The following is a 21,224-nucleotide window of genomic DNA, read 5'->3' on the forward strand; positions in this document are numbered from 1 at the left end:
ACGACTCGAAATTTAATATAACTCGGGCTTCAGAATCTTCATTCTGAGGCCCGATTTTTATCGTGAGATGATTCGGTAAATGAGGGGCAACGTCGTTTAAGCCAAAGCTTCAACCCCATTTTTTACGCAATCTTGAGTTAAAGGGCAATATTGGCACTTCGGTTTGGGATGACAGAAATGCTGCCCATGCTCAACCAACAAGCCATGGTAATAGCCATACCTTTGAGTATCCGGTGGAATAACACTCTCCATAAGGGCTCGAAACTTTTCATACGATTTAGGTACATCCAGTCCATTGCGAGTGAAGATTCGTCGCGCATACGCATCAATCACAAAAGACGGCTTACCTATCGCATAGACCAAAATCGCATCTGCCGTTTCGCCGCCAATCCCTTTGACTTCGAGTAACTCTTTACGCAACTGATCCTTGTCCTGCTCTCGAACCACAGACATGTCGTATTGGTACTTCAAAAACCAATGGGTCACCGCTTTCAGCTTAATGGCTTTCTGATTGTAATAGCCACTAGAGCGAATCTTTTGAGCAAGCTCGTCGAGTTCCATATCGGCAATTGAAATTGGGTTGCACTGCTCTCCTAAATTGGCGAGTGCTTTCTCTGCGTTCTTCCAATTCGTGTTCTGCACTAAAATAGCACCTAAGACTATCTCGTATGGATCGTCTCTTCGCCACCAATTAAAATAGCCGTAGTGTTGCTCTAGTGTATCAAACACACTGAGTATCAACTCGCGTTGGTTTGCTGAATGACGCTCAGTGTCGGTCATATAATTAATCTAATTGCTCAGAAAGGAAATCCACCAGCAGACGAACCTTAGAAGACAAGTTACGGTTTTGAGGATATAGCGCCCAGATCCCTTCTTTATCGTCTCGATAATCAGAAAGCACTTCGACCAATTCACCAGTATCAAGGTCTTCACTCACGTAATATTCAGGCAGTTGTACCAAGCCGATACTCTGCTTCGCTGCATCTAATAAAGCCAAACCACTATTACACTTGATACGTCCATTAACGCGAACTGAGCGAGGACGACCATTTTCCTTAAAGCGCCAGTGCTCAAAGCCACCAACTAAACACTGATGGTTACTCAACTCAGAGAGCGTATGTGGTTCACCGTAACGCTCAATGTATTCTGGGCTTGCGCATACGTAGAGCTGTCGTTGAGAAAGCTTCTTTGCCACCAGGCTAGAATCTTCTAATCGACCAAGACGAATCGCGACATCGACACCAGAATCGATTAAGTCGAGCTTTTGGTTAGTCAACATTAACTCTAATTCTACTTGCGGGTGAAGTTTTAAGAATTGGTGAAGTATTGGTGCTAGTTGACGCTCACCATAGGTGACAGGAGCCGTTACTTTTAGCAATCCTTTCGGTGTCGATTGCATCTGCGTTACCGCCAGTTCCGCAATCTCTAAGCCCTCGACCAACAACTTACACTGCTGATAATAGAGCTGCCCTGCTTCTGTTAGCGAAACCTTTCGAGTCGTTCGATTGAGCAGTTTCACCGCGAGACGCTCCTCGAGGTTTGCTACTCTGCGACTGATTTGAGCGACCGATGTAGCAAGCTTCTGCGCAGCACCTGTAAAACTCTCACGCTCTGCGACTGCAACAAACTCACTTACCCCTTCCCAATTGGCCATGCCTTTACCTTGTGCTGAACTGTGGATACCCATGCAGTGTATTGAAGTTACCGATTTCTGTCACCTTGCTTGATATGCTTTGTGCATAAATCACTGCTACCTACAATCGGTCAAAATCATTCCAACCAACGGCTGACATTTCTCCATATTCCTTACCTAATACTAACAAAGTCGTTTTTTTCTCTGACACTCCTCTTACCACTTCATTGGTATGTTGGTTGTGTACCGGAACACAGGTACATCAACAAAGTAAGGTACTCCTATGAAAAAATTAATCATACTTGCATCAACTCTTGTACTCAGCACCACAGCGTTCGCAGCAACTAAAACGACGATCCAAGAAACAACGCTAAAGTCTGATACCTTTGTTACTGAAGCGGAAGCATACGATGCAGGCACGAGCCTTATGGATGAGCTAAGCACAAAGACACCGTTTGAACTTTCAAGAGAGCTGCCACAGTTCCAACAAACAACAAAATACGATTCGTTCAAAATTGATGACGCTAATATGGAAGTGAAGAAAATCACCAATATGAACGGCGATGTTCACTACCAAGCTAACGTAAAAGTTGACTACCGTTACAAATACCAAGACGGTCGTAGCAGTTAATCACTAACAGCACACGGTCAACAACAGAGCATGTATCTAAAAAGCCCGTACTTATTGAGTGCGGGCTTTTCAGTTTCTAATAGAAAGGCGATAGCTAGCAATATCGCACATCTGTGTCTTGATTAATGAGTCAAAGGTTAACGTTTCGCCGCTAAGATATTCTCTAATTCAGACTTATTTACGACGGATACACGCAAATACTGGAGAAGTATTAGAAATAACACCATAATATAGGGCTCTAAAATAAGTAGGTAAGAACATGAAAATTTGTGGTGTTGAAATCAAAGGTAACGATGCAGTCATCTGTCTTCTTTCTCTGTCAGATGGTGTATTTAACATCCCTGATTGCCGAGTTTCTAAGGTTTCTATCAGCGACGCTAACGACACACAGAATATGAAAGACTTTCAATTCTCTTTTGCAAAGTTAATGGAAGATTACCAAGTAGAAAAAGTGGTTATTCGCCAACGCCAAACTAAAGGTAAATTTGCTGGCGGTGGTTTCGGCTTCAAGCTAGAAGCAGCGATCCAACTGATCGACGGCCTAAACGTTGAGGTTGTTTCTCCGGCTGACATCAAAGAGAGCCTAAAGCGCAACCCTCTAATGATGAAATTTAAAGAGACGGGTCTTAAGCAGTATCAAGAAGCACCGTTTACAACGGCTTACGCTTGCCTGATGAAGCGCTAATCCAAAGCTGCTAGAAAGTTATTGATAGAAAAAGAGCCTGAATATTCAGGCTCTTTTTGTTTTTAACGGTTTAAGGCCGCTTGTCTTCGGAACCTAATCAATTCAGGCTTCTTCACTACCAGATAAACCGCAGTGGCTGATAACGCAAAGCCCATTGCACCATAGACATCAAATGACTCACCGAAAATCAACCAAGCTTGAATTGCAGTAGTCGGCGGAACGAGATAAAAGACAGATGCCACACTTGAAGACGCACCGTGTTCCACCATGTACAGCAGCAATAGAATAGCAACACAAGACAACACAACCACCAGCCAAACCAACGTTAACGTAAATTCTAGCGTCCAGTTAATTTGCATTGTTTCGTAGCGCATAGCGAAAGGGAGAAACAACGCTGCCGAAGCCAAATATTGCACCATCGCACCGCCCACCATATCGGTACCTTTACAAAAACGCTTCTGATAAAGGGTTCCAAAGGTAATACCGACTAACGCCACTAAACAAAGCAATGTCGCCATCCCTTTTTGGTCATCGGACTGCCACTCAATATTTCCCATCAATACTAAACTGATACCGGCAAAGCCAAGCCCCAAACCAAGCCATTGAGCAAAGTTGAAACGCTGCGACGTACAACTGACCATGATCAATGCAGTAAGAATCGGTTGCAGCCCAACCAATAGAGAGCTCAACCCAGCAGGCATGCCCCAATCTATCGCTAGATAAGTACCACCAAGGTAAAAGCCGTGAATCAAAATACCGACCACACAAGCATGAAAAAACGCGGGACCACGAGGAATACGACGCTTAAGAATGGCAATCAAAACCAAGAACAGCGCTACGTTAGCTACCATCCTAAGTGACAATAACGTTGCAGGCTCAGCGTATTCCACACCAAGACGTGCGCCCACAAAACCTGACGACCACAATATTACAAACACAAACGGAATCATTTTAATCAGCATTACAAACCTCTGGTCAACTCTTCATCAATGCTGTTACCTTAGTTGGGTACAGATAACTAATAAAGATACAGATATAACACTTTAAATGGTTACAGATTGGTAATTATGGAACGGGAGAACAGCGTGGAAACAGAAGTCAGCGGCAATAAATATCTCGCCACCGAGCAACACATTAAGGCTCAAATTGACAAAGGGCTCTTTCATCCTGACGACCGCCTGCCCTCAATCCGCCAATTAAGCGAACAATTGGGTGTGAGCAAAAACACTGTGATTCGAGCCTACCAAGAACTCGAAGCAACAGGTTGGGTATATTCCGTTCCCAAGTCGGGTTATCGCGTCAAAGTACCGAATACAACGAGTTGGGATGCACCAAGCCAGCCTCAAAAAGTTGATCTATTATCTGTCACCAAATCTGTGCTCTCCCGCCCAAGCGAGCGTTTGAAGTTACAATCGGGCTCTGCTCACCCAAACATTAACAACCCCGCCATTCGTAGCCTGTACGCTGAAATTGGTCGTCACAGCCGCTTGCAGACTCAACTTCCCGGCTATTACCAACTGCCCCCTGGCGACGAGCAATTAGTAAAACAATTGTTAAAGATCACCCATGATCTTGGTGTACCTGCGGGATCGAACGAGATTGCGATCACTCACGGCGCGCAGCAAGCGATAAGTTTAGCGCTGCGTGCGTTAACCAAACCTGGCGATATCGTGGTGGTTGAATCTCCCTGTTACTTTGGCAACTTGCTACTGCTGGAATCATTAGGCTTACAAGCGCTTGAAATTCCAAGCAGTGTGAGCCACGGAATCGATATTCAAGCACTACAAAATGCCTTAGATAAATGGGAAGTAAAAACACTGCTGCTGACACCAAATTTTACTAACCCAACAGGGTCGAGAATGCCTCTGGCGAATCGAAAAGCACTATTGGAAATAACCGGATCTTTGCCGATTATTGAAGATGATGTATTCGGAAGCTTAGCGTTTGATGCTCCAATTGCGAGCTTGAAGGAACTGGATGACAAGGACCGAGTGATCTACGTGAACTCTCTTTCTAAAACTCTAGACTCTCGCCTTCGTGTTGGCTGGCTGCTTTCCGGTCGCTATCAACCTTTAATCGAAAAGTACCTACTGTGTGACAACATGGGCAGCTCTAACCTGATGCAGTCAGCCGTCGGCCAGTTTCTCACCACGGGAAAGTATCGCAGTCATTTGTCCAAGATGAAGCGACTCTATCAAACCAACCAAAAGCAGTTTCAAAGTCTTTTGATTCAAGCATTAGATAGCTACCCACGTCTTATTGGACGCTACCACCTTTCCAAACCTGAGGGAGCATTTATAAACTGGATAACGCTACCCGACTCACTCGACAGTTATGCCGTCTACCAAGATTGCTTGAAACACAAAATCGGCATCTTACCAGGCACTATTTTTGGTACCCACGATCAATACAAACATTGCCTGCGCTTTACTGTCGCGAACATTGAAGAGAACAAGGATTGGAAAGAGGGAATCGCAACTCTAGCGAAAATTATCGCGAAACATCTAGGTTAGACACTCTGTGTATTCAAAAATATTCTTTACTCAGCTTTAACAAGCTTTGACCTTAATAACATATTAAACATTAGGGATTCGCTACACTCGCAGCCTTTGTAGTCTTGGTGTAATTCAACGTGGCAACGATAAAAGATGTAGCAGCACTTGCAGGGGTTTCAACAGCAACGGTCTCTCGCGTAATAAACCGTACCTGCTATGTTGAGCCCATAACCATTGAACGCGTAGAGCGTGCAGTAAAAGAGCTCAATTACCATAAAGACGCCCGCGCAACGGCCTTAGCAAGCAAAAGTAGTAATACCCTAGGTTTGCTGACCGGGAACCTGGCCGATCCCTTCTTTGCGTTGGTAGCAAAGAGCGTTGAAGAAGTCGCTCGCACGAACGGGTATCAATTAGTTGTAGTAAGTGGTGGCCACAACGCGCAACGAGAAAAAGAGGGCCTCGACTTCTTGGTAAGCCAAGGCTGCGAAGCGATGGTAGTCCATTCAAAAATGCTTGATGACGCGACAATATTGCGTTACTCCGCCCAATTGCCTGCAATGGTTTTACTCAACCGCACTATTGCTCAAATTTCAAATCGCTCGGTGTGGGTTGATAACAAGCTTGGCTCTCAGGTTTCCGTGCAGCACCTAATCGAGCTCGGGCATCGAAAGATCGCCTATGTATCGAGTGACCTTCCCATTCAGGACAGAACCGATCGCTTAGAAGGTTACAGAAGTGCCATGATCGCTGCGAACATCGAGATACAACCGAATTGGATCATCAACCAAAACTTCAGTGAATCAGGTGGTGAGGCTGCTGGCGACATATTAATAAACCAGTGTCCCGAAGTGACAGCTGCTGTCACATTTAATGATGTAATGGCCGCGGGTCTAATGTCTAGCTTACAAGACCAAGGTGTATCCGTTCCCAATGACATTTCAGTGATCGGCTTTGATGATGTTTTGTTGGCGCGCTATCTTTACCCTCGTTTAACCACAATGCACAACCCCATCGACGACATGTCGACTTATGCAGCAAAACTTGCCATTAAGCTAAAAAATGCAGGATATGCGCCTCCACAACTACACAAATTTGAAGCGACATTAGTTGAACGACAAACAGTGAAGCCGTTCAAGCCCTAGAATGAGACAAAATGTGACCAAAATCTCATGTATACACCTCATGTAACCGCTTACATGGAAACAGTGTTGAAGTCGCACTTTCGATCTCAGAGCACGCTTATTATCCATTCCGAACCAACCCTACACTCACCTGAGGATAACAAATATGAATAACTCAAAGCCTCTACCATCGTTCGGATTAGCACTAGCGCCCATCGCCGTTATGTTTGCGCTACTTGCTATTGGATACGGTGTTTTAGGACTTCGCATTGAAGTCCTGCTGCTCATTTCTGCAACTTTCACTGCATGTATAGCTTGGAAAATGGGCTACAACTGGGATGACATCATCAACGCGATTGTTGAGAAACTCGCAAAAGCGATGCCTGTTATTTTGATTTTAGTTTCAGTCGGCGGCCTTATCGCAAGCTGGATGATTAGTGGAACAATCCCTTACATGGTTTACTGGGGGCTTAAAGTCATCAGTGCTGAGTACATACTTATTGCAGCCTTTTTCGTTACCTCTGTCGTCTCTGTATGTACGGGCACCTCTTGGGGATCCGCAGGTACAGTCGGAGTGGCACTTATGGGTGTAGCGGCTGGCTTAGATGTATCATTAGCAGCAGCTGCCGGAGCTGTTGTTTCTGGTGCATACTTTGGCGACAAGATCTCTCCTCTTTCAGACTCAACCAACTTTGCTCCTGTCGTTTCTGGCACGACCTTGTATGAGCACATTCAACACATGCTTTACACAACGCTACCAGGCTTTGTTATCGCTTCTGTTGTTTTCTTCTTCGCTGGACAAAGTGCTGACATCGCCTCGGTAAGCGAACCAGAAAAAGTAACGCAAATCCTTGCAGGACTAGATAGCCTTTATAACTTCAACATACTGTTGATTATTCCACCGGTAATGATCCTTTGGGGAGCACTAACCAAAAAACCAGTTTTACCACTGATGCTAGGTGCATCAGCCCTTGCCATCGTACTAGGTATGGTTTTACAAGGTTTCTCACTACAACAAGGCTTCCAAGCATATGTAGACGGTTTCAATGTGGCTTTATTTGAAGCAAAAGGTACTGCGATTGATGGACTAATTCCGGACGTATCTAAACTTCTGAACCGAGGCGGCTTGTTCTCAATGATGAGCACGATTCTACTGGTTTTCTGTGCATTTTCTTTTGCAGGGATTCTCAGCTTAACAGGCGCGCTAAACGTGGTACTAGGCCGCTTCTTGCACCTTATTCACTCAACAGGTCAGCTTATCGCTTCAACAGTAATAGCAACTATCACTGTTGTATTCACAACATCTGATGGGAAATTAGCACTGCTTATCCCTGGCGAGCTGTTCCAGAACGCTTACCGTAAAATGGGACTAGATACTAAAAACCTATCAAGAACAATCGAGGACGCAGGAACAATTATTGAACCACTAGTACCATGGACAGCAGCAGGTATTTACATGGCAAGCACATTAGGTGTCGCTACTCTAGACTATCTGCCTTGGGCTATCCAATGTTACACAGGTGTCATCTTCGCTCTGATTTATGGCTTCACTGGTTTTGGCATCGCACGTACAAAGCCTGAACAGTTAGAAGACTCTGTTGATACTCATTTAGCTCACAACACTAAGTAAGGCTTACATCCTATGAACGCTTTCGATAATAAGATTAACCGCCGTGACACAGGTTCGGTTAAATGGGACTTTATGGAGCAAAAGCTTGGCTTAGAGGGTACAGATTTACTGCCAATGTGGGTGTCTGACTATGACTTTCAAGCACCACAACAAGTGCTGAATCGTCTAGCTCAAGATATCTCTCATGGTGTTTTTGGTTACTCAGAACGTCAAGAAGACTATTACCAAGCGGCTATTAATTGGTTCAAGACACAGCATGATACTGTGATTAAAAAAGAGTGGATAACATCAATACATGGTGTCTTACCGGGTATTGCAATGGCACTGCAAATGCTCACAAAGGCGAGTGATCAAGTTGTTATCCAAAGCCCCGGTTACGGCTCATTTCGTAAGATCATTGAGCTGAATGATCGTCGAGTTTTAAATAATCCACTGATTGAATCGGATGGTCACTACCGTCTTAATTTAGCTCACCTGGAAGATTGTTTCGCAAGTGGCGCAAAAGCACTTATTTTCTGTAATCCACATAACCCGACAGGCAGAGCGTGGACAGAACAAGAGATCACAAAAGTCGCCGAACTTTGTCAGAAATACAGAGTTTGGCTAATCAGCGATGAGATTTGGAGCGATCTAGTACTTGCTCCTAATGCATTCTACTCATCCTTAAGATTACCGAAAGCTTTAACCGATAGGCTCATCGTCGCTACAGCAGCGAGCAAAACGTTCGGCTTGTCTTCACTGAGAATCTCAAATTTCATCATTCCAAATGAAGAATTGAAAACTCAGTTTGTTCGTCGGTTAGATGCTCACGGAATGGATTGCTTTAACAATCTATCAATGTCGGCCGCAACTACAGCTTATCAAGAATGCGAAGCTTGGTTAGCCGACCTAAAGCAGTATTTGCAAAGTAACATCGAGACACTGAGTAAGTTCTTGAAGGCAGAGCTTCCTCATATCCGATTCACTAAACCTGAAGCAACTTACCTCGCATGGCTAGATTGTCGAGCTATGCAGCTCAGCGATACGGAGCTCGAGCAGAAACTGATTTCAGCAGGTATTGTACCCAGCATGGGTTGCGGCTTTGGTGAAGAAGGCTCAGGGTTTATTCGTCTAAACCTAGGATGCCCTGCTGAAGTGTTAGAAGGTGCTTTGCTAAGACTTAAAGCAGCACTAAACAACTCGAAGTAGATGGCAAGCTAACGCTATTCAGCCAATACAACAAAGCCCTGCAACTGCGCAGGGCTTTTCATTTTTGGCAGCAAACCAAATAAATAGCTAGATTAACCTTGCCATGCAAATTGTTCGAAGACTTTATCTACTGGCGTTTCTGCAACGTGGTTTACGTAGTTACTAATCACTTTCTGAGACAGGCCAAGAATGACTTCTAGCACTTGTTGTTGGCCATAACCTGCAGCGAAGAATGCTTCCATTTCATCTGCAGGCACGTTGCCACGGTTACGCACCATGCTTAACGTAAAATCATGCAAAGCTTGCAGCTTTTCTGTTGGAAGTGCCGTGCGATTACGCAGTGCTTCAGTAATTGCCGGATCAACCTTCATTGAGTGTGCAATACCAGTATGAGCTGGGACGCAGTAGTGACATTCGTGTTCAACGTTAATAGTTTGCCAAACCACTGTCAGCTCTTCTGCATCGAAAGATGAATCACTAAACGCTTGATGAAGTTGAGTATAAGCCTTGAGTGTATTCGGTGATTCAGCTAACACACCAAACAAACCTGGAACTCGACCCATCTGCTTTTTCGCACTTTCAAGAATAGGTTGGCTTTGTTCTGGTGCTGATTCTACTGAGTGAATTTTGAATTTGCTCATCGTTCTATTCCTATCAAATCTGATTCTAAGTGTATTCCTTCACGAAGTAATTTGTGGCTATTCTCCGCTGGCGTGGACACAATATAGACCAAACCAGAACGATCGTTCAAGTATTTATTTGAACATTCGTTCAAAGTGGTGAAAAGTGCGAAATTCAAAAGGAGAGCATATGGCTTAAACTTAAACAATCGTGAACTTATCTGATTGATTAAAAGAAAAAAGCCCATCAAGTAAAACCTGATGGGCTTGTAGTACATTTAAGATTTTATTTTAAACGATTACCAGTATTGAGCGTGAGCCAAAGCTTCAACACAATTCGACTGTTCACTCGTCACTTTAATCTCACCGCCAATCAGCGATTGAGCTATCCAACCGTGAGGGTAGCTCAAATTGAATGGTGCCGGGATCTGTTCAACAGTGATTTGCTCAAAGCCCACTCTTGAATAGTAACTAGGATCACCGTATGTCACAGCAAGCTCAACACCCTGTTCTTTTAGAGTCTGTAAGCCGAAGTTAATCAGCTGTTGGCCAATCCCACGCTTTTGAACCTGTGTACTCACCGCTACTGGAGAGAGCAAGTAAGCCTTAGTTTCGTCATCAAAGGTGAGTGGAGTAAAGATAATCGCACCCACAACCTTGCTGTCAGATTCAATAGAACCATCTTCAGCAACAAAGCAAAGTAGTTCTGTTGGATCTGTAGTCGTCAAAAGGTCATTGGCAAGCTTACCTACTATTTTACCTTCATTTTCACCTTCTGAATCAGTAAAGGTTTGAGTAAAAAGCTGAGTGATCGTTTCGATCTCGCTTGAATCGTATTGTCTAAATTTCATAGTGTTCTTCACTTACTGTACTTTCTTCAACACAAAAAAGTGATAATCAAAATCACGCTTCGCTGAGCCTTGAGAGCCAACCACTAGTTCGCTGTTATTGAAGAATTGTTTAATTTCATTGTCGCAATCTACGAGCGCTTTTGAATTTGGCATCGTCGCTTTCAGAGCTTCAACTCGCTTTTGCAAAGGCTGATAGTAGGCAAGCCAACCGGCATCACTCATCGCAAAGTCATTCAAGACTTGATAGCCCGCTGCTTTTGCCTGTTTCATGCGCTCGGAAACCGTCGTCATATCTGGGTATTCTTTCTGCCAGAACACTTCGGCTGATTCGCTAGGATTCTCGGTGTTCCAGACCAAATCATTCACAACCAATATGCCATCATCGGCAAGTAACTTTCGCCACTGCTTAAGTGCTTTCTGGACACCCATGATGTAAGCACTACCCTCTGACCAGATTAAGTCGAATGACTTCGCTTCAAACGGTAAATCCATCATGCTTGCACATACCGTTTTGATGTTGCTTTCCAGACCAAGTTCTAGTGCTTGCTGATTTAGAATATCCAAACACGGCTGATCATTATCTACCGCAGTGACCTGCACTTCAGCCTGATGTTTTTTCATCGCGTTCGTTAATACGGAGGTTGAGATACCTTTACCACAACCAATTTCAAGGACGCGCTCCGGTGCTTCCGGAACGTGGGAAAGCGCAGTAAGCGTATCCTCATTCGTTCCGGGACCTAAACGTTCTAGTCCCTCAAAGATGGCGCCGAAATCCGCCATATACTGTTCATGTTCATTCATGTCTTTCGATAACCACTTCAATCGCAGAGCCTGTTTCTCATCAAAGCCCTGCTTAATTAACCAATCGAGGTGTGCATCTGGCGCAAGCTTGTCCATCGACTCATGCCACTCTTCTAATCCGCTTTCGCCTAGCATTGCTGCTAATAGATCTCGTGAACGCTGTTTTTGCAGTAACTCTTCATCCAACTGTTTGAGTCTATTTTCCAACAAACTGCGTTCGATTTTTGCATCTAAACAGGCTTGGCACTCTTTAAGCGTCAACCCACCCGCTTGTAATTGCTGTAACAAACGAACACGTTGCAGGTCCTTTTCAGAATAAAGACGATAGCCATTGCTTTGACGTTGAGCTTCAATTAAACCTAGCTTGCCGTAATACAACAATGTAGAACGACTCAGCCCAACTAATTCGGCCAGTTCAGAGATACGATACATGCACTTCCCCTCTCATTTCGGTAGCAAAGATAAACTATGAAGCTGTAGTCAGGTCAACAGAATTTTAGACACTTTTCTCGACTTTTACCTGTTTACCTTCGAACTGGTAAAGCGATCTGAGTGTGTCTTTTAGCCATAAAACGAGCGGATTGTAGGCATTGCGTTTATGCCAAATCATAGTGAAAGGAATTAGCAATTTATTGGCATGTTCTTCGTCTAAGGGAATAGGCAAGCACGTAAGGTTGGGGTGAAGTTGCTCTGCATAGCGTCGGCAGTAGTTGGGCGCAACCGTCGTCATAGTGTGATTGGATTGAGCCGCCATAAACAGAGACTGCTCGAAACCTGCAAGCGTAAGGGCAATATTTCGATCTAGTTGCAGATCGGTAAGCACTTCATCCAGTGCCCACGTTTCGCTTTTTTCCCATACAATATTGATATGCGGATATTTAAGAAAAGCCTCAAGGTTCCACTCTTCCTGTAAGGCCGGATGATCTTTTCTGAGATATACCACTGGCATATCGTGGAACAGGATCTCGAAATCGATAAAGTATGGCAGCGCATCTAGAGACTCTTTCGAGCGCGGATGGCTTTCTCGCCCTGAAAAGCCGATATCAGACTCACCACGCACGATAGAATCTATTGAATCGTAATCCCAGTTGCGCATTTTAATCTTCGCGTTGGGATAGCGTTGATACACACTTTGCGTCAGCTCATTAAGCATGATTAGTGACAGCGGTGATTCCGCCTCTAGATTCAGTCGCACATCTTTGGGAGCATCATCACCACGAGTCGTGAGAATTTGGCTGCCAATCTGCAACCAGTCTTGAAGATCTTTGACCATACTTAACGCGAGTGGAGTCGGTGTTAATCCTCTTGGTGTTTTTACAAACAGAGGATCATCAAACCAGTCTCGAAGCTTAGTCAGTGATTTACTCACTGTTGAAGGCGTGACGTTAAGCTTTTTGGCAGCTTTTGAAACACTCTGCTCTTGCAAAAGCAATTGCAGAGTGAACAACAGGTTCAGATCAAGACGGGCTAGTGGCTTCTTCATAATCACTTTTCACTTGGGAAGGACCTACCCATAGTATTAGAGCAATACTGATAACTCCACCAGCAGCCAGTATAAATACCAACATATTCAATGCACTTAGCCCGATAACGCCCATCAACCAGATAAACAGTGCCGACGTGCATACTTGAGAAACACCAAGTATCGAACTCGCCACGCCCGCTCGTTGTGAATAGCCACTCAATGCTTGGCTCATTGCGACGCCAAAACCGAGCGAGAAGCCACCGCACACGAAGGCAAAACCGATAAGCGTTACGTAATGCCCCAAGCCGCCATCAATCGATGCGAGCAGCAAGACAGCCGCAATCACGAAACATATTTGAGATGCTAGCATCAGGCTTTTCTGCCTAAATATATTCAGTGCAAACGGCGCAGAGAACGACACCAACATACTGACTAGTGCAGTAAGAGCCATGGTATAAGAGTACTGACCTCGGTCGAAACCAAGTTCGGTCATGATCAACATCGGAGACACATTCACGTAAGTCAAAATCGCTGTCACGCCCAAGCTGGTCATGATCACTCGACTGATAAACAAGGGAGCCTTGAAAGTTTCGATTGAAGACGTTTGATATACGGAAGCCTCTGTTACTTCCAAATCTTTTCTACTCGGCTTAGTTTCTCTTAGTACTAACACCGACAACAAACACACCACTACACCCATGCTTGCCATGGTCGTGAACAGACTCGGCCATGGGTATACCATCATGATTAAATGGCCGATCACAGGCGCAAGCACAGGTACAATACAAGTAATGCCGTTCATCATCGATAGCACCTTGGCGCGCTTCTGGTCATCTAGTACATCTCGTAAAATGGCAAATGCCACCACATAACATGAACCCGCACCAACGCCTTGGAAAAAGCGTACCGCTAGAAACGGCTCTGCGCTGGTTACCATTCCACCTAGCATTGAAGAGGTAGCAAACACAATCGCACCGAAAATCGCGACAGGCCTTCTTCCTACCTTGTCGGCAAATTTACCGGCGAACAACATGGTGGTTGCCATTCCAGCCAAGTAGATAGAAAACGCAATATGGAGCTGCGCCTCTGAGGCATTTAGGTCAGCCGCGATTTGAGGTAAACCAACCAAATACAAATCAATTGCCGTTGGATACAAAAGAACAAGCGCGAAGCTACAAAACAGAAAACGATACATAACACCCTCACATAATTGGTGTGAGGATAATAAGAGCGAAACGCCCAACTACCGAGTGGCTTCTGCGACAACGGATCTTTCCATTTACGACAAACCATTTCTAAGTGCTCAATCTTTGATGGAGGCATACATCAAACAACTCACAACACATACCCCACCCATGATGAGATAACCCGCACTCATACCAAAGAATTTCACACTCATCCCTGCGATCAAATAAGTGAATAACCACCAGAAATGCGTCAAAGAGAAGTGCGCTGCAAAATACGGAGCGGTCTCTTCACCCTCGCACGCTTGGGTGATCAATAGGCCTGCGGAAGTTTGAATACAAGACATTCCTACTCCCATGGCTAAACACATTACACCAAAACCGACCCAACCAGGCGTGAAGCTACCCACTACAAAAGAACCACAAATTGTCAGTAAACCTATCCAGTGGAAATGTTGAGGAGAATGATTTTCTAGCCACTTTGGTAACCGAAGTGCCATCAACATAGAACCCAAACCAACAACCATCATCGCTAATGCGGTTTGCGTTTCGTCACCATGCAGCACCTCATGCACATAGATAACAGTATTTACCAGCACCATCGCAGAAGCACTGGCCGCTGCCAGATACGCAAACCATAAAGCTCTCAATTTAGGTTTGTTCAAATAATTGCGCAACCCTTGTATCACACTAAGTTTCTGAGTTTTATAAGGTGGTTCTGTTACTCCTTTCAAATTCGGAAGTGTGCACAGTAGGATCAAAATCCCAGACAGCAAAAAAGTAGCTGCATCAAGCATGAACAGCTGCCTAAAACCAATTAAGCTCAGCAATAAGGCCGTTAACATTGGGCTAAAGATCTGTTCAAGATCGTAAGCCATTCGGCTGAACGACAGGGCTTTCGCATACTGTGTTTTATCCACCAACACCAATGGCAACGTGGATTGAAACAGCGGAGTAAACCCCGCAGAACATGCATTAATGAGAAACATCAACACATAGACTTCCCATACTTCAGTGACAAACGGCAAACATACAAATAGCAACGCCCTAATCAAATCGAGCGCGACCAAAGTCCGCCTTTTCGGTAACTTATGTGCGATAGCACCAAATACCGGGGCTAATCCAATGTACGCCAACATTTTCAAAGCGAAAGCGATACTCAGCACCATTCCAGCGTCATCACCCGACAGTTCATAAGCAAGCAACGCCAAGCAGATAGAGCTCATGCCCGTGCCAACCAAAGAGATAATCTGCGCGGACAGCAGACGTATATAGTCTCGGTTGCGCCACATTGGCGTCGTGTTCATTTCAGTGATCATTCATTCACCTCAATCCGACCCATCAAGTCAGAGAATAGCCCACTGAACCAAAGTTTGACGCTGTCCCAAAGTCGCACCATCCAAGAGCCTTATTTTACAGATTGATCCGCGACTAAAACGTAACTTGCCACCGTATTCCCGTTGCTCTTCCAGACGACTTTGCCCACCTCAGCTCCCTGCTCAACAGGCGCAATAAGCGGATCAATCATTACCACAGATTTTTGCAGCGAATCGACTAACCCTCTAGGCATAGTCAAGTACGCATCTTCGGCTATCTTGGCACTAACTTGTTCGATATCCCCCTTCCACACTCGCACCTGAGATTCAACTTGATTCTGCTGCATCACTTGTTTGGTATCGTAGAAACGAAATCCATAACTCAGTAGGTTCTTTGAAGCCGTGGTTCGTGCTTGCGGGCTATTGGTACCCATCACGACCGATATCAACCGCATCTTACCTTCCGTCGCAGAGCTGACTAAGCTGTAGCCAGCATTCTCGGTGTAACCCGTTTTACCACCATCAACGTTAATGGACTTGTCCCAAAGCAGCTTGTTTCGATTGTATTGAGTGATCTCATTCCATTTGAACAAACGCTCTTGGTATAACGCATAAACGTCTGGTACATCCTTAATGATCGACCGCATCAAAATCGCCATATCAAGCGGAGAAGTTTGAATGCCTTCGCCATCTAAGCCATGCGCATTCACAAAGTTAGTATCTTGCAGCCCAAGCGATTTCGCCCAACCGTTCATTAGGCTAACAAAAGCCTGCTCACTTCCCGCGATGTGTTCGGCCAAAGCGACAGAAGCATCATTACCCGACTGAATGATCACCCCTTTCATAAGGTTCGAGATCGAAATCTCATCTCCAGGCTGAATAAACATCTTGGACGACTCTGAAAATTTTGCCGACCACGCATTTTCACTGACCGAGACTTTATCCTGCCACGTCAATTTACCGGACTTAATCTCTTGTCCAATGACATAAGCCGTCATCAACTTCGTCAAACTGGCGGGTGCTAATATCGCGCGTGAGTTTTGCTTTGCAATGATGGTGCCTGACTGAAAGTCCATCAAAACATAACCTTTGGCGGGCAACTCAGGCGGATTGGGCGTTACCACCGCCAAGCTTGGTGCACTGATCCCCGCTAACGTTAAGCAAGCCAAGGCTAGTCGCCATCGAAGCTTCGCTCTAAACTTCATTTTAGTCTTTGCTTTCACAGCAAAATAGGAGGTGACCCTGAACTTCAATACCGAGACCGGACTCATAACGTATCCTCCAAAGTCAGTGCCGCAACATCGCCGATATAACATTGTCGACCCACTTGATTGGTCGTAATGTATTGATGAGTTTCCGAACCTTTGCCGCACACCAAGATAAGGTCACCTGTGCGACTCAATTGTTTGGCAACCTGAATCGCCTCATGGCGGTCACTAATTTCGTAGCAAAGCGTACTACTCACTTGCGAAGTTAATGCCCGGAAAATATCCTCCTGCATTTCGCCAAGTGGGTTATCTGAAGTGAAAATAACAACATCAGAATGGGTAGCGCATAATTTGCCAATGTCAGCGGCATCCCGTATTCGGTCGCCCGTCACACCGACGACCGTTATCACTCGCTGAGCCAACTGAGAGTGAATGCCTTGGTACAGAGCTGAAAGGCCATCAAAGTTATGGGCATAATCCACTAAAGCCAAAGCACCATTGTCTAGCGATAGATACTTTGAACGCCCGTCAGGTGCAACAACACCATTCAGCGCGTTTGCGATGTCCGATAACGACCACTTCAATGTCAGCAGGATTGCCGCTATCGCTAAGAGATTCTCTACATTAAACTGGAAGGGAAGTTGGCTAAAAACAGGCTCTTTTCTCCCTTGATTATTGAGAATAAAAGTAGCGCCAAATTGCTCAACCTTCAGTTGTTCAACATAAAGATCTGCCTCTGGATTGTGCATTGAGAATGTCACAACATTAACTCGGCTGCTTGCTCGCTCTATCGCAACATTGGCGTGCGCATCATCTAGGTTGATCACCGCAAAACCATTAGGTTGAATACGATCTAAAATCTGAAGTTTCGCCTGAACATAGCCATCAACCGTTCTGTGATAATCAAGGTGGTCACGACCAATATTGGTGATCACCCCAACAGACAACGCTACAAATCCGGCTCTGTCTTGCACCAATGCATGACTGCTTAACTCCATAACGTTATCCGTGACCTGCGCTTCAGCCATGTCCTTAAACAAGCTCAACAGAGTGACACCATCTGGTGTGGTATTACTCAGCTCTTGTTTCTTGCCCGCGAACTCCACACCGAGCGTTCCAATGTAGGCGCTCCGTTGCTTGTGCTCGAGGATCTGATTCAAACCATGAGCAACGGTCGTTTTTCCATTTGTTCCGGTAATACCAATGTGATTAATCTTCTTATGTGGGTATCGATAAAAAGCCTTAATAAGCAACAAACTTTGGTAATGACTTCCAGTCACCAACACAGGCACCGATGCTGAAATAGGTTTTGTTGCAATAATGGCAACCGCCCCATTCGCAATCGCACTTTCAATATAACGATGACTGTCATGAGTAGCCCCTTCGCGGCAAACAAACACATCCTTAGACTCAATATGCTCACTGTTTGTTGAGAAGCGCCTAATCGACAATGCGTCCAGTTGTTTTAAAAAGCCTTTCAATTTGTCACTCAACATCCACTTGTCCCTTAAGTTGGCTAGGATTTCTTGATTAAGTTGAGTATATTTTGCTTAACAACATCGATGAAATTGAACAAATCAATTCAAGTTATTAGTTGCTTTGATAGCCTGGATTCTTTTGTGTTACCTCTACCAGATGCGAGTATTGCTGTGAAAGATCTTAATTGGCGTGGAATCGACCTCAACCTGCTTCTGACTTTTGATGCACTTTTTCGTTTAAAGAGTGTTTCTGCAGCCTCAAAAGAACTGCACTTGGGGCAGCCAGCCACCAGCTACAACTTAAAGCGACTCAGAGAACTGTTAGGGGATCCTCTGTTCGAAAGGCAAGGTAATGCGATGCTGCCGACAATTAGAGCGCACGAAGTTGCCCCCAAAGTTCAGCAAATTTTGGCAATTTTCACACAAGATATTTTACCTGCCGATAAATTTGAATCAGAAAGCTATGCAGGAAAGTTCATCATTGGTGTCAGCGACTACGCAGAACAAATTTTTGGTCCGGACATTTTCGACTCACTTCAACAACTGGCACCTCAAAGCAAAGTACTGCTAAAACCGGTAGACAGTTCTAACTGTGTTACTTTGCTTGAAGAACAAGATACTGACTTGTGCATTGGTGTATTTCACGAATTACCAAGCCACCTCAACACCACCTTTCTTTATCGAGAGAAGCACCTCTGCACCTTTGATAACAGGGTATTAAACACCAAGCTACCAATTCCGTTAGAAACCTACTTAGACACACCGCAAATGATCATTACGGCGAATCAAGAGTTAACCAGCCAAGTCGACGGTACATTGGAAAAAATGGGAGTAAAACGAAATGTAGTACTTGGGACGACCCGTTTTCTAACGATTCGCAGGATGCTTTCAGGAAGAAATCTGTTGGCTGTAATGGCCGAGATGGTCGGTCGTTCTGAGTTAATTGACGATGACTTGGTGTTATGCGAACCACCAATTGCGATCCCGGACTTTGACATCAACATGGTGACCTTGAAGCGAAATGCAAGCCACCCGCGCATACAGTTCCTTACACAGCTCGTCCAAAACTTAGTTCAAGAAAAAGTGAGAGAGCTACGACTTATAAAATAGACCTTATAAAATATGTTAACGCAGGCAAGAGTTAACGAAATAAGCAAGGTTTTGACTCGATTCATTTGAAACTAAAACTCAGATCTTGTCCCCCCAAAATACAGATTATTTATCGGCAACCAATTTACAAAAGTTATCAAAACGATAAAAACAATCACCCGGAAAATATCTAGGAATAGCATTCATATACACAGCAAATTCCGGCTTAATTATTTTAGAAAAATTCAAAAATAATTAGAAAATAAGCCCTAACTTTACTGAGTAATTTGTTAGGCTTGGCAACAAATATTTACAATCCAACTAAAAATTAATTGGATACTTAGAGGTTGCTTTTTTGAATATGAAATTATTCGGCAGTTCTTTGATTCTTTCAGGAACTGCATTAGGGGCTGGCATGCTTGCTATTCCCATGGTGTTGGCTCAATTTGGCTTCATGATCAGCTCAGTGCTGATGCTACTCATCTTTATCGGCACCACATACTCAGCTCTCCTATTGGCAGAAGCGTGTACCAAAACCAAAGATAACAGTGGCATGAGCAGTGTTGCTTGCCTCACTCTGGGCAGCAAAGGAAAACACTTTATCAATGCACTCTTTTACTTACTGCTGGTATGCATGCTGATCGCTTATATCCTGGGTGTCGGTGACATCATCCATAAGCTTTTACTCGATGTAGGTGTAGATGTGTCTACCTCTGCAGCTTACACAGCTTTTAGCCTATTAACAGGTGTGATTGTTGTGGCGGGCAAGTCTTACATCGACAAACTGAATCGTGGCTTATTCATCTTGATGGTGGTGATGCTGTTTATTGTGATTGCCTCTCTGTTTAGCAATATTCGTCTTGATTACCTGACTCAAACTAGCCAATACACGGCGAATGACGTGGTGCAATACAGCGCGGTTATCTTTACCAGCTTTGCCTCTATGGTGGTGATCCCGTCACTGGTTATCTACAACCGTGAAGCAACTCAAAAGCAGATCCGCAATATGATTCTATTGGGCTCTGTGATCCCTCTAGTCTGCTACCTCACTTGGCTGTTCGCGATTATCGGAAACCTTGGTACAGACGCGATCAGTCAGTTCCACAACATTTCAGAGCTAATCTCTGCGTTTAGTGGTCAATCGTCTTGGCTAAAAGTCGTGATTGCACTGTTTTCTGCGCTTGCATTGGTGACCTCTTTCCTTGGTGTATCCATGGCGCTATACGACCAAAACAAAGATGCTGTGACTAATAACAAGTTAATGGCTTACGCTTTGACCTTTGTGTTGCCGCTGGTATTAGCTGAGCTGTTCGCTAGCCAATTCGTCAGCATGTTGGACTATGCTGGCATGGTGTTGGTGTTCCTCGCGATTTGGGGCCCTCTCGCTATGGTGGTGAAAGTTCGTAGACCTGACTTCCCTCACCTACAAACCGAGGGCAGCTACACCGCAGCAGGCGGCGACACAGCACTTGTTGCTACCTTTGGCTTTGGTGCGTTGATTTTCGTATCTTGGTTTATGGGTTAGAGTTTATGGGCTAGCCCGAGCGTCTGTAATAAAAAAGCCCGTGAATCCTGTGATTCTGATGTGACCCCGTAAAGTTGGACATTTCTGTTAAGCGGCTTTCAAGGCCTGAGTTCGATATTCTATCGGAGTCAGGCCTTTTAGTTTCACTTTTATACGTTTGGTATTGTAGTACTCGATGTATTCTTTAATTTGCTCTATCAGAGCATCTGCATCTTCAAAGCTTTGGTTGTGATACATCTCTGTTTTGAGTAAAGCAAAAAAGTTTTCAGCAACCGCATTATCCAAGCAGTTACCTTTTCTCGAC

The 21,224-nt window shown here is 44.6% G+C and carries 19 protein-coding genes and 1 pseudogene; 8 read left to right on the forward strand and 12 right to left on the reverse strand.

Features of this window, described 5'->3' with window-relative positions:
• Positions 1 to 96 precede the first annotated feature (96 nt).
• Together L1D55_RS21270 and L1D55_RS21275 are read right to left on the reverse strand one after the other, a co-directional pair.
• Positions 97 to 780: an endonuclease gene (locus L1D55_RS21270; protein ID WP_239918747.1), complete on the reverse strand. Its 684-nt coding sequence runs from the start codon at positions 778 to 780 to the stop codon at positions 97 to 99.
• A gap of 4 nt (positions 781 to 784) precedes the next feature.
• The gene (locus L1D55_RS21275) at positions 785 to 1,654 is read right to left on the reverse strand and encodes a LysR family transcriptional regulator (protein WP_102425239.1); all 870 of its coding nucleotides are present in this window, start codon (positions 1,652 to 1,654) and stop codon (positions 785 to 787) included.
• Between the two features lie 262 nt (positions 1,655 to 1,916).
• On the opposite strand from L1D55_RS21275, the gene L1D55_RS21280 reads away from it, so the two are divergent.
• Positions 1,917 to 2,264, forward strand: coding sequence for a DUF3316 domain-containing protein (locus tag L1D55_RS21280; RefSeq protein WP_239918748.1), 348 nt, complete (start codon positions 1,917 to 1,919; stop codon positions 2,262 to 2,264).
• 259 nt (positions 2,265 to 2,523) lie between these two features.
• Entirely contained in the window at positions 2,524 to 2,949 is a 426-nt protein-coding gene (locus tag L1D55_RS21285; RefSeq protein WP_004741147.1) for a DUF3010 family protein, read from the forward strand.
• A 62-nt stretch (positions 2,950 to 3,011) separates the two neighbouring features.
• On the opposite strand, the gene L1D55_RS21290 is transcribed toward L1D55_RS21285, so the two are convergent.
• Entirely contained in the window at positions 3,012 to 3,911 is a 900-nt protein-coding gene (locus L1D55_RS21290; protein WP_239918749.1) for a DMT family transporter, read from the reverse strand.
• Positions 3,912 to 4,034: 123 nt separating this feature from the next.
• On the opposite strand from L1D55_RS21290, the gene L1D55_RS21295 reads away from it, so the two are divergent.
• The 4 genes from L1D55_RS21295 to L1D55_RS21310 all read left to right on the forward strand — a co-directional run bounded on the left by L1D55_RS21295 (position 4,035) and on the right by L1D55_RS21310 (position 9,383).
• Positions 4,035 to 5,462 (forward strand): PLP-dependent aminotransferase family protein, encoded by a 1,428-nt coding sequence (locus L1D55_RS21295; RefSeq protein WP_239918750.1) that lies wholly within the window; start codon positions 4,035 to 4,037, stop codon positions 5,460 to 5,462.
• Positions 5,463 to 5,581: 119 nt separating this feature from the next.
• Entirely contained in the window at positions 5,582 to 6,586 is a 1,005-nt protein-coding gene (locus L1D55_RS21300; RefSeq protein ID WP_239918751.1) for a LacI family DNA-binding transcriptional regulator, read from the forward strand.
• Positions 6,587 to 6,731: 145 nt separating this feature from the next.
• Positions 6,732 to 8,195: a Na+/H+ antiporter NhaC gene (gene nhaC / locus L1D55_RS21305; RefSeq protein WP_239918752.1), complete on the forward strand. Its 1,464-nt coding sequence runs from the start codon at positions 6,732 to 6,734 to the stop codon at positions 8,193 to 8,195.
• 12 nt (positions 8,196 to 8,207) lie between these two features.
• Positions 8,208 to 9,383, forward strand: coding sequence for a MalY/PatB family protein (locus L1D55_RS21310; RefSeq protein ID WP_239918753.1), 1,176 nt, complete (start codon positions 8,208 to 8,210; stop codon positions 9,381 to 9,383).
• Between the two features lie 92 nt (positions 9,384 to 9,475).
• Here the strand turns inward: L1D55_RS21310 and L1D55_RS21315 are convergent, their stop codons facing one another.
• The 8 genes and pseudogenes from L1D55_RS21315 to L1D55_RS21350 form a co-directional block, all read right to left on the reverse strand.
• Positions 9,476 to 10,024 (reverse strand): carboxymuconolactone decarboxylase family protein, encoded by a 549-nt coding sequence (locus L1D55_RS21315; protein WP_128163553.1) that lies wholly within the window; start codon positions 10,022 to 10,024, stop codon positions 9,476 to 9,478.
• 278 nt (positions 10,025 to 10,302) lie between these two features.
• A complete protein-coding gene (locus tag L1D55_RS21320) occupies positions 10,303 to 10,866 on the reverse strand; it encodes an N-acetyltransferase (protein WP_239918754.1) in 564 nt (187 codons plus the stop codon).
• The gene (locus L1D55_RS21325) at positions 10,867 to 12,087 is read right to left on the reverse strand and encodes a MerR family transcriptional regulator (RefSeq protein WP_239918755.1); all 1,221 of its coding nucleotides are present in this window, start codon (positions 12,085 to 12,087) and stop codon (positions 10,867 to 10,869) included.
• A 64-nt stretch (positions 12,088 to 12,151) separates the two neighbouring features.
• Positions 12,152 to 13,138 carry an HTH-type transcriptional regulator YidZ gene (gene yidZ, locus L1D55_RS21330; RefSeq protein WP_239918756.1) on the reverse strand — a complete coding sequence of 329 codons (987 nt, stop codon included), beginning with the start codon at positions 13,136 to 13,138 and terminating at the stop codon, positions 12,152 to 12,154.
• Positions 13,113 to 14,315, reverse strand: a complete 1,203-nt coding sequence (locus L1D55_RS21335) for an MFS transporter (RefSeq protein WP_239918757.1) — start codon at positions 14,313 to 14,315, stop codon at positions 13,113 to 13,115. The genes yidZ and L1D55_RS21335 overlap by 26 nt, the downstream gene beginning before the upstream one ends.
• A 108-nt stretch (positions 14,316 to 14,423) precedes the next feature.
• Positions 14,424 to 15,623 carry an MFS transporter gene (locus L1D55_RS21340; protein ID WP_239918758.1) on the reverse strand — a complete coding sequence of 400 codons (1,200 nt, stop codon included), beginning with the start codon at positions 15,621 to 15,623 and terminating at the stop codon, positions 14,424 to 14,426.
• 92 nt (positions 15,624 to 15,715) lie between these two features.
• Positions 15,716 to 16,825: pseudogene (locus L1D55_RS21345) on the reverse strand (D-alanyl-D-alanine carboxypeptidase family protein); the annotation flags it as partial.
• Positions 16,826 to 16,887: 62 nt separating this feature from the next.
• Positions 16,888 to 18,324, reverse strand: a complete 1,437-nt coding sequence (locus L1D55_RS21350; protein WP_239918759.1) for a UDP-N-acetylmuramoyl-L-alanyl-D-glutamate--2,6-diaminopimelate ligase — start codon at positions 18,322 to 18,324, stop codon at positions 16,888 to 16,890.
• A gap of 153 nt (positions 18,325 to 18,477) precedes the next feature.
• Between L1D55_RS21350 and L1D55_RS21355 the strand changes: the two genes are divergently transcribed.
• Positions 18,478 to 19,416 (forward strand): LysR substrate-binding domain-containing protein, encoded by a 939-nt coding sequence (locus tag L1D55_RS21355; RefSeq protein ID WP_239918761.1) that lies wholly within the window; start codon positions 18,478 to 18,480, stop codon positions 19,414 to 19,416.
• Positions 19,417 to 19,756: 340 nt separating this feature from the next.
• On the forward strand, positions 19,757 to 20,920 hold the full coding sequence (locus tag L1D55_RS21360; protein WP_239918762.1) for an aromatic amino acid transport family protein: 1,164 nt from the start codon (positions 19,757 to 19,759) through the stop codon (positions 20,918 to 20,920).
• Between the two features lie 87 nt (positions 20,921 to 21,007).
• On the opposite strand, the gene L1D55_RS21365 is transcribed toward L1D55_RS21360, so the two are convergent.
• The coding region (locus L1D55_RS21365; protein WP_152966870.1) for an IS3 family transposase at positions 21,008 to 21,224 on the reverse strand (217 nt) is incomplete at its 5' end.

This window comes from Vibrio sp. Isolate22, from assembly GCF_022398115.1.
GTDB lineage: Bacteria > Pseudomonadota > Gammaproteobacteria > Enterobacterales > Vibrionaceae > Vibrio.

What these genes read in the sequence shown, in the direction of transcription:
- L1D55_RS21270 (WP_239918747.1), bottom strand. Translation starts at nt 780, where the DNA reads ATGACCGACACTGAGCGTCATTCAGCAAACCAACGCGAGTTGATACTC.
- L1D55_RS21275 (WP_102425239.1), bottom strand. Translation starts at nt 1,654, where the DNA reads ATGGCCAATTGGGAAGGGGTAAGTGAGTTTGTTGCAGTCGCAGAGCGT.
- L1D55_RS21280 (WP_239918748.1), top strand. Translation starts at nt 1,917, where the DNA reads ATGAAAAAATTAATCATACTTGCATCAACTCTTGTACTCAGCACCACA.
- L1D55_RS21285 (WP_004741147.1), top strand. Translation starts at nt 2,524, where the DNA reads ATGAAAATTTGTGGTGTTGAAATCAAAGGTAACGATGCAGTCATCTGT.
- L1D55_RS21290 (WP_239918749.1), bottom strand. Translation starts at nt 3,911, where the DNA reads ATGCTGATTAAAATGATTCCGTTTGTGTTTGTAATATTGTGGTCGTCA.
- nhaC (WP_239918752.1), top strand. Translation starts at nt 6,732, where the DNA reads ATGAATAACTCAAAGCCTCTACCATCGTTCGGATTAGCACTAGCGCCC.
- L1D55_RS21310 (WP_239918753.1), top strand. Translation starts at nt 8,208, where the DNA reads ATGAACGCTTTCGATAATAAGATTAACCGCCGTGACACAGGTTCGGTT.
- L1D55_RS21315 (WP_128163553.1), bottom strand. Translation starts at nt 10,024, where the DNA reads ATGAGCAAATTCAAAATTCACTCAGTAGAATCAGCACCAGAACAAAGC.
- L1D55_RS21325 (WP_239918755.1), bottom strand. Translation starts at nt 12,087, where the DNA reads ATGTATCGTATCTCTGAACTGGCCGAATTAGTTGGGCTGAGTCGTTCT.
- yidZ (WP_239918756.1), bottom strand. Translation starts at nt 13,138, where the DNA reads ATGAAGAAGCCACTAGCCCGTCTTGATCTGAACCTGTTGTTCACTCTG.
- L1D55_RS21335 (WP_239918757.1), bottom strand. Translation starts at nt 14,315, where the DNA reads ATGTATCGTTTTCTGTTTTGTAGCTTCGCGCTTGTTCTTTTGTATCCA.
- L1D55_RS21340 (WP_239918758.1), bottom strand. Translation starts at nt 15,623, where the DNA reads ATGATCACTGAAATGAACACGACGCCAATGTGGCGCAACCGAGACTAT.
- L1D55_RS21350 (WP_239918759.1), bottom strand. Translation starts at nt 18,324, where the DNA reads ATGTTGAGTGACAAATTGAAAGGCTTTTTAAAACAACTGGACGCATTG.
- L1D55_RS21360 (WP_239918762.1), top strand. Translation starts at nt 19,757, where the DNA reads ATGAAATTATTCGGCAGTTCTTTGATTCTTTCAGGAACTGCATTAGGG.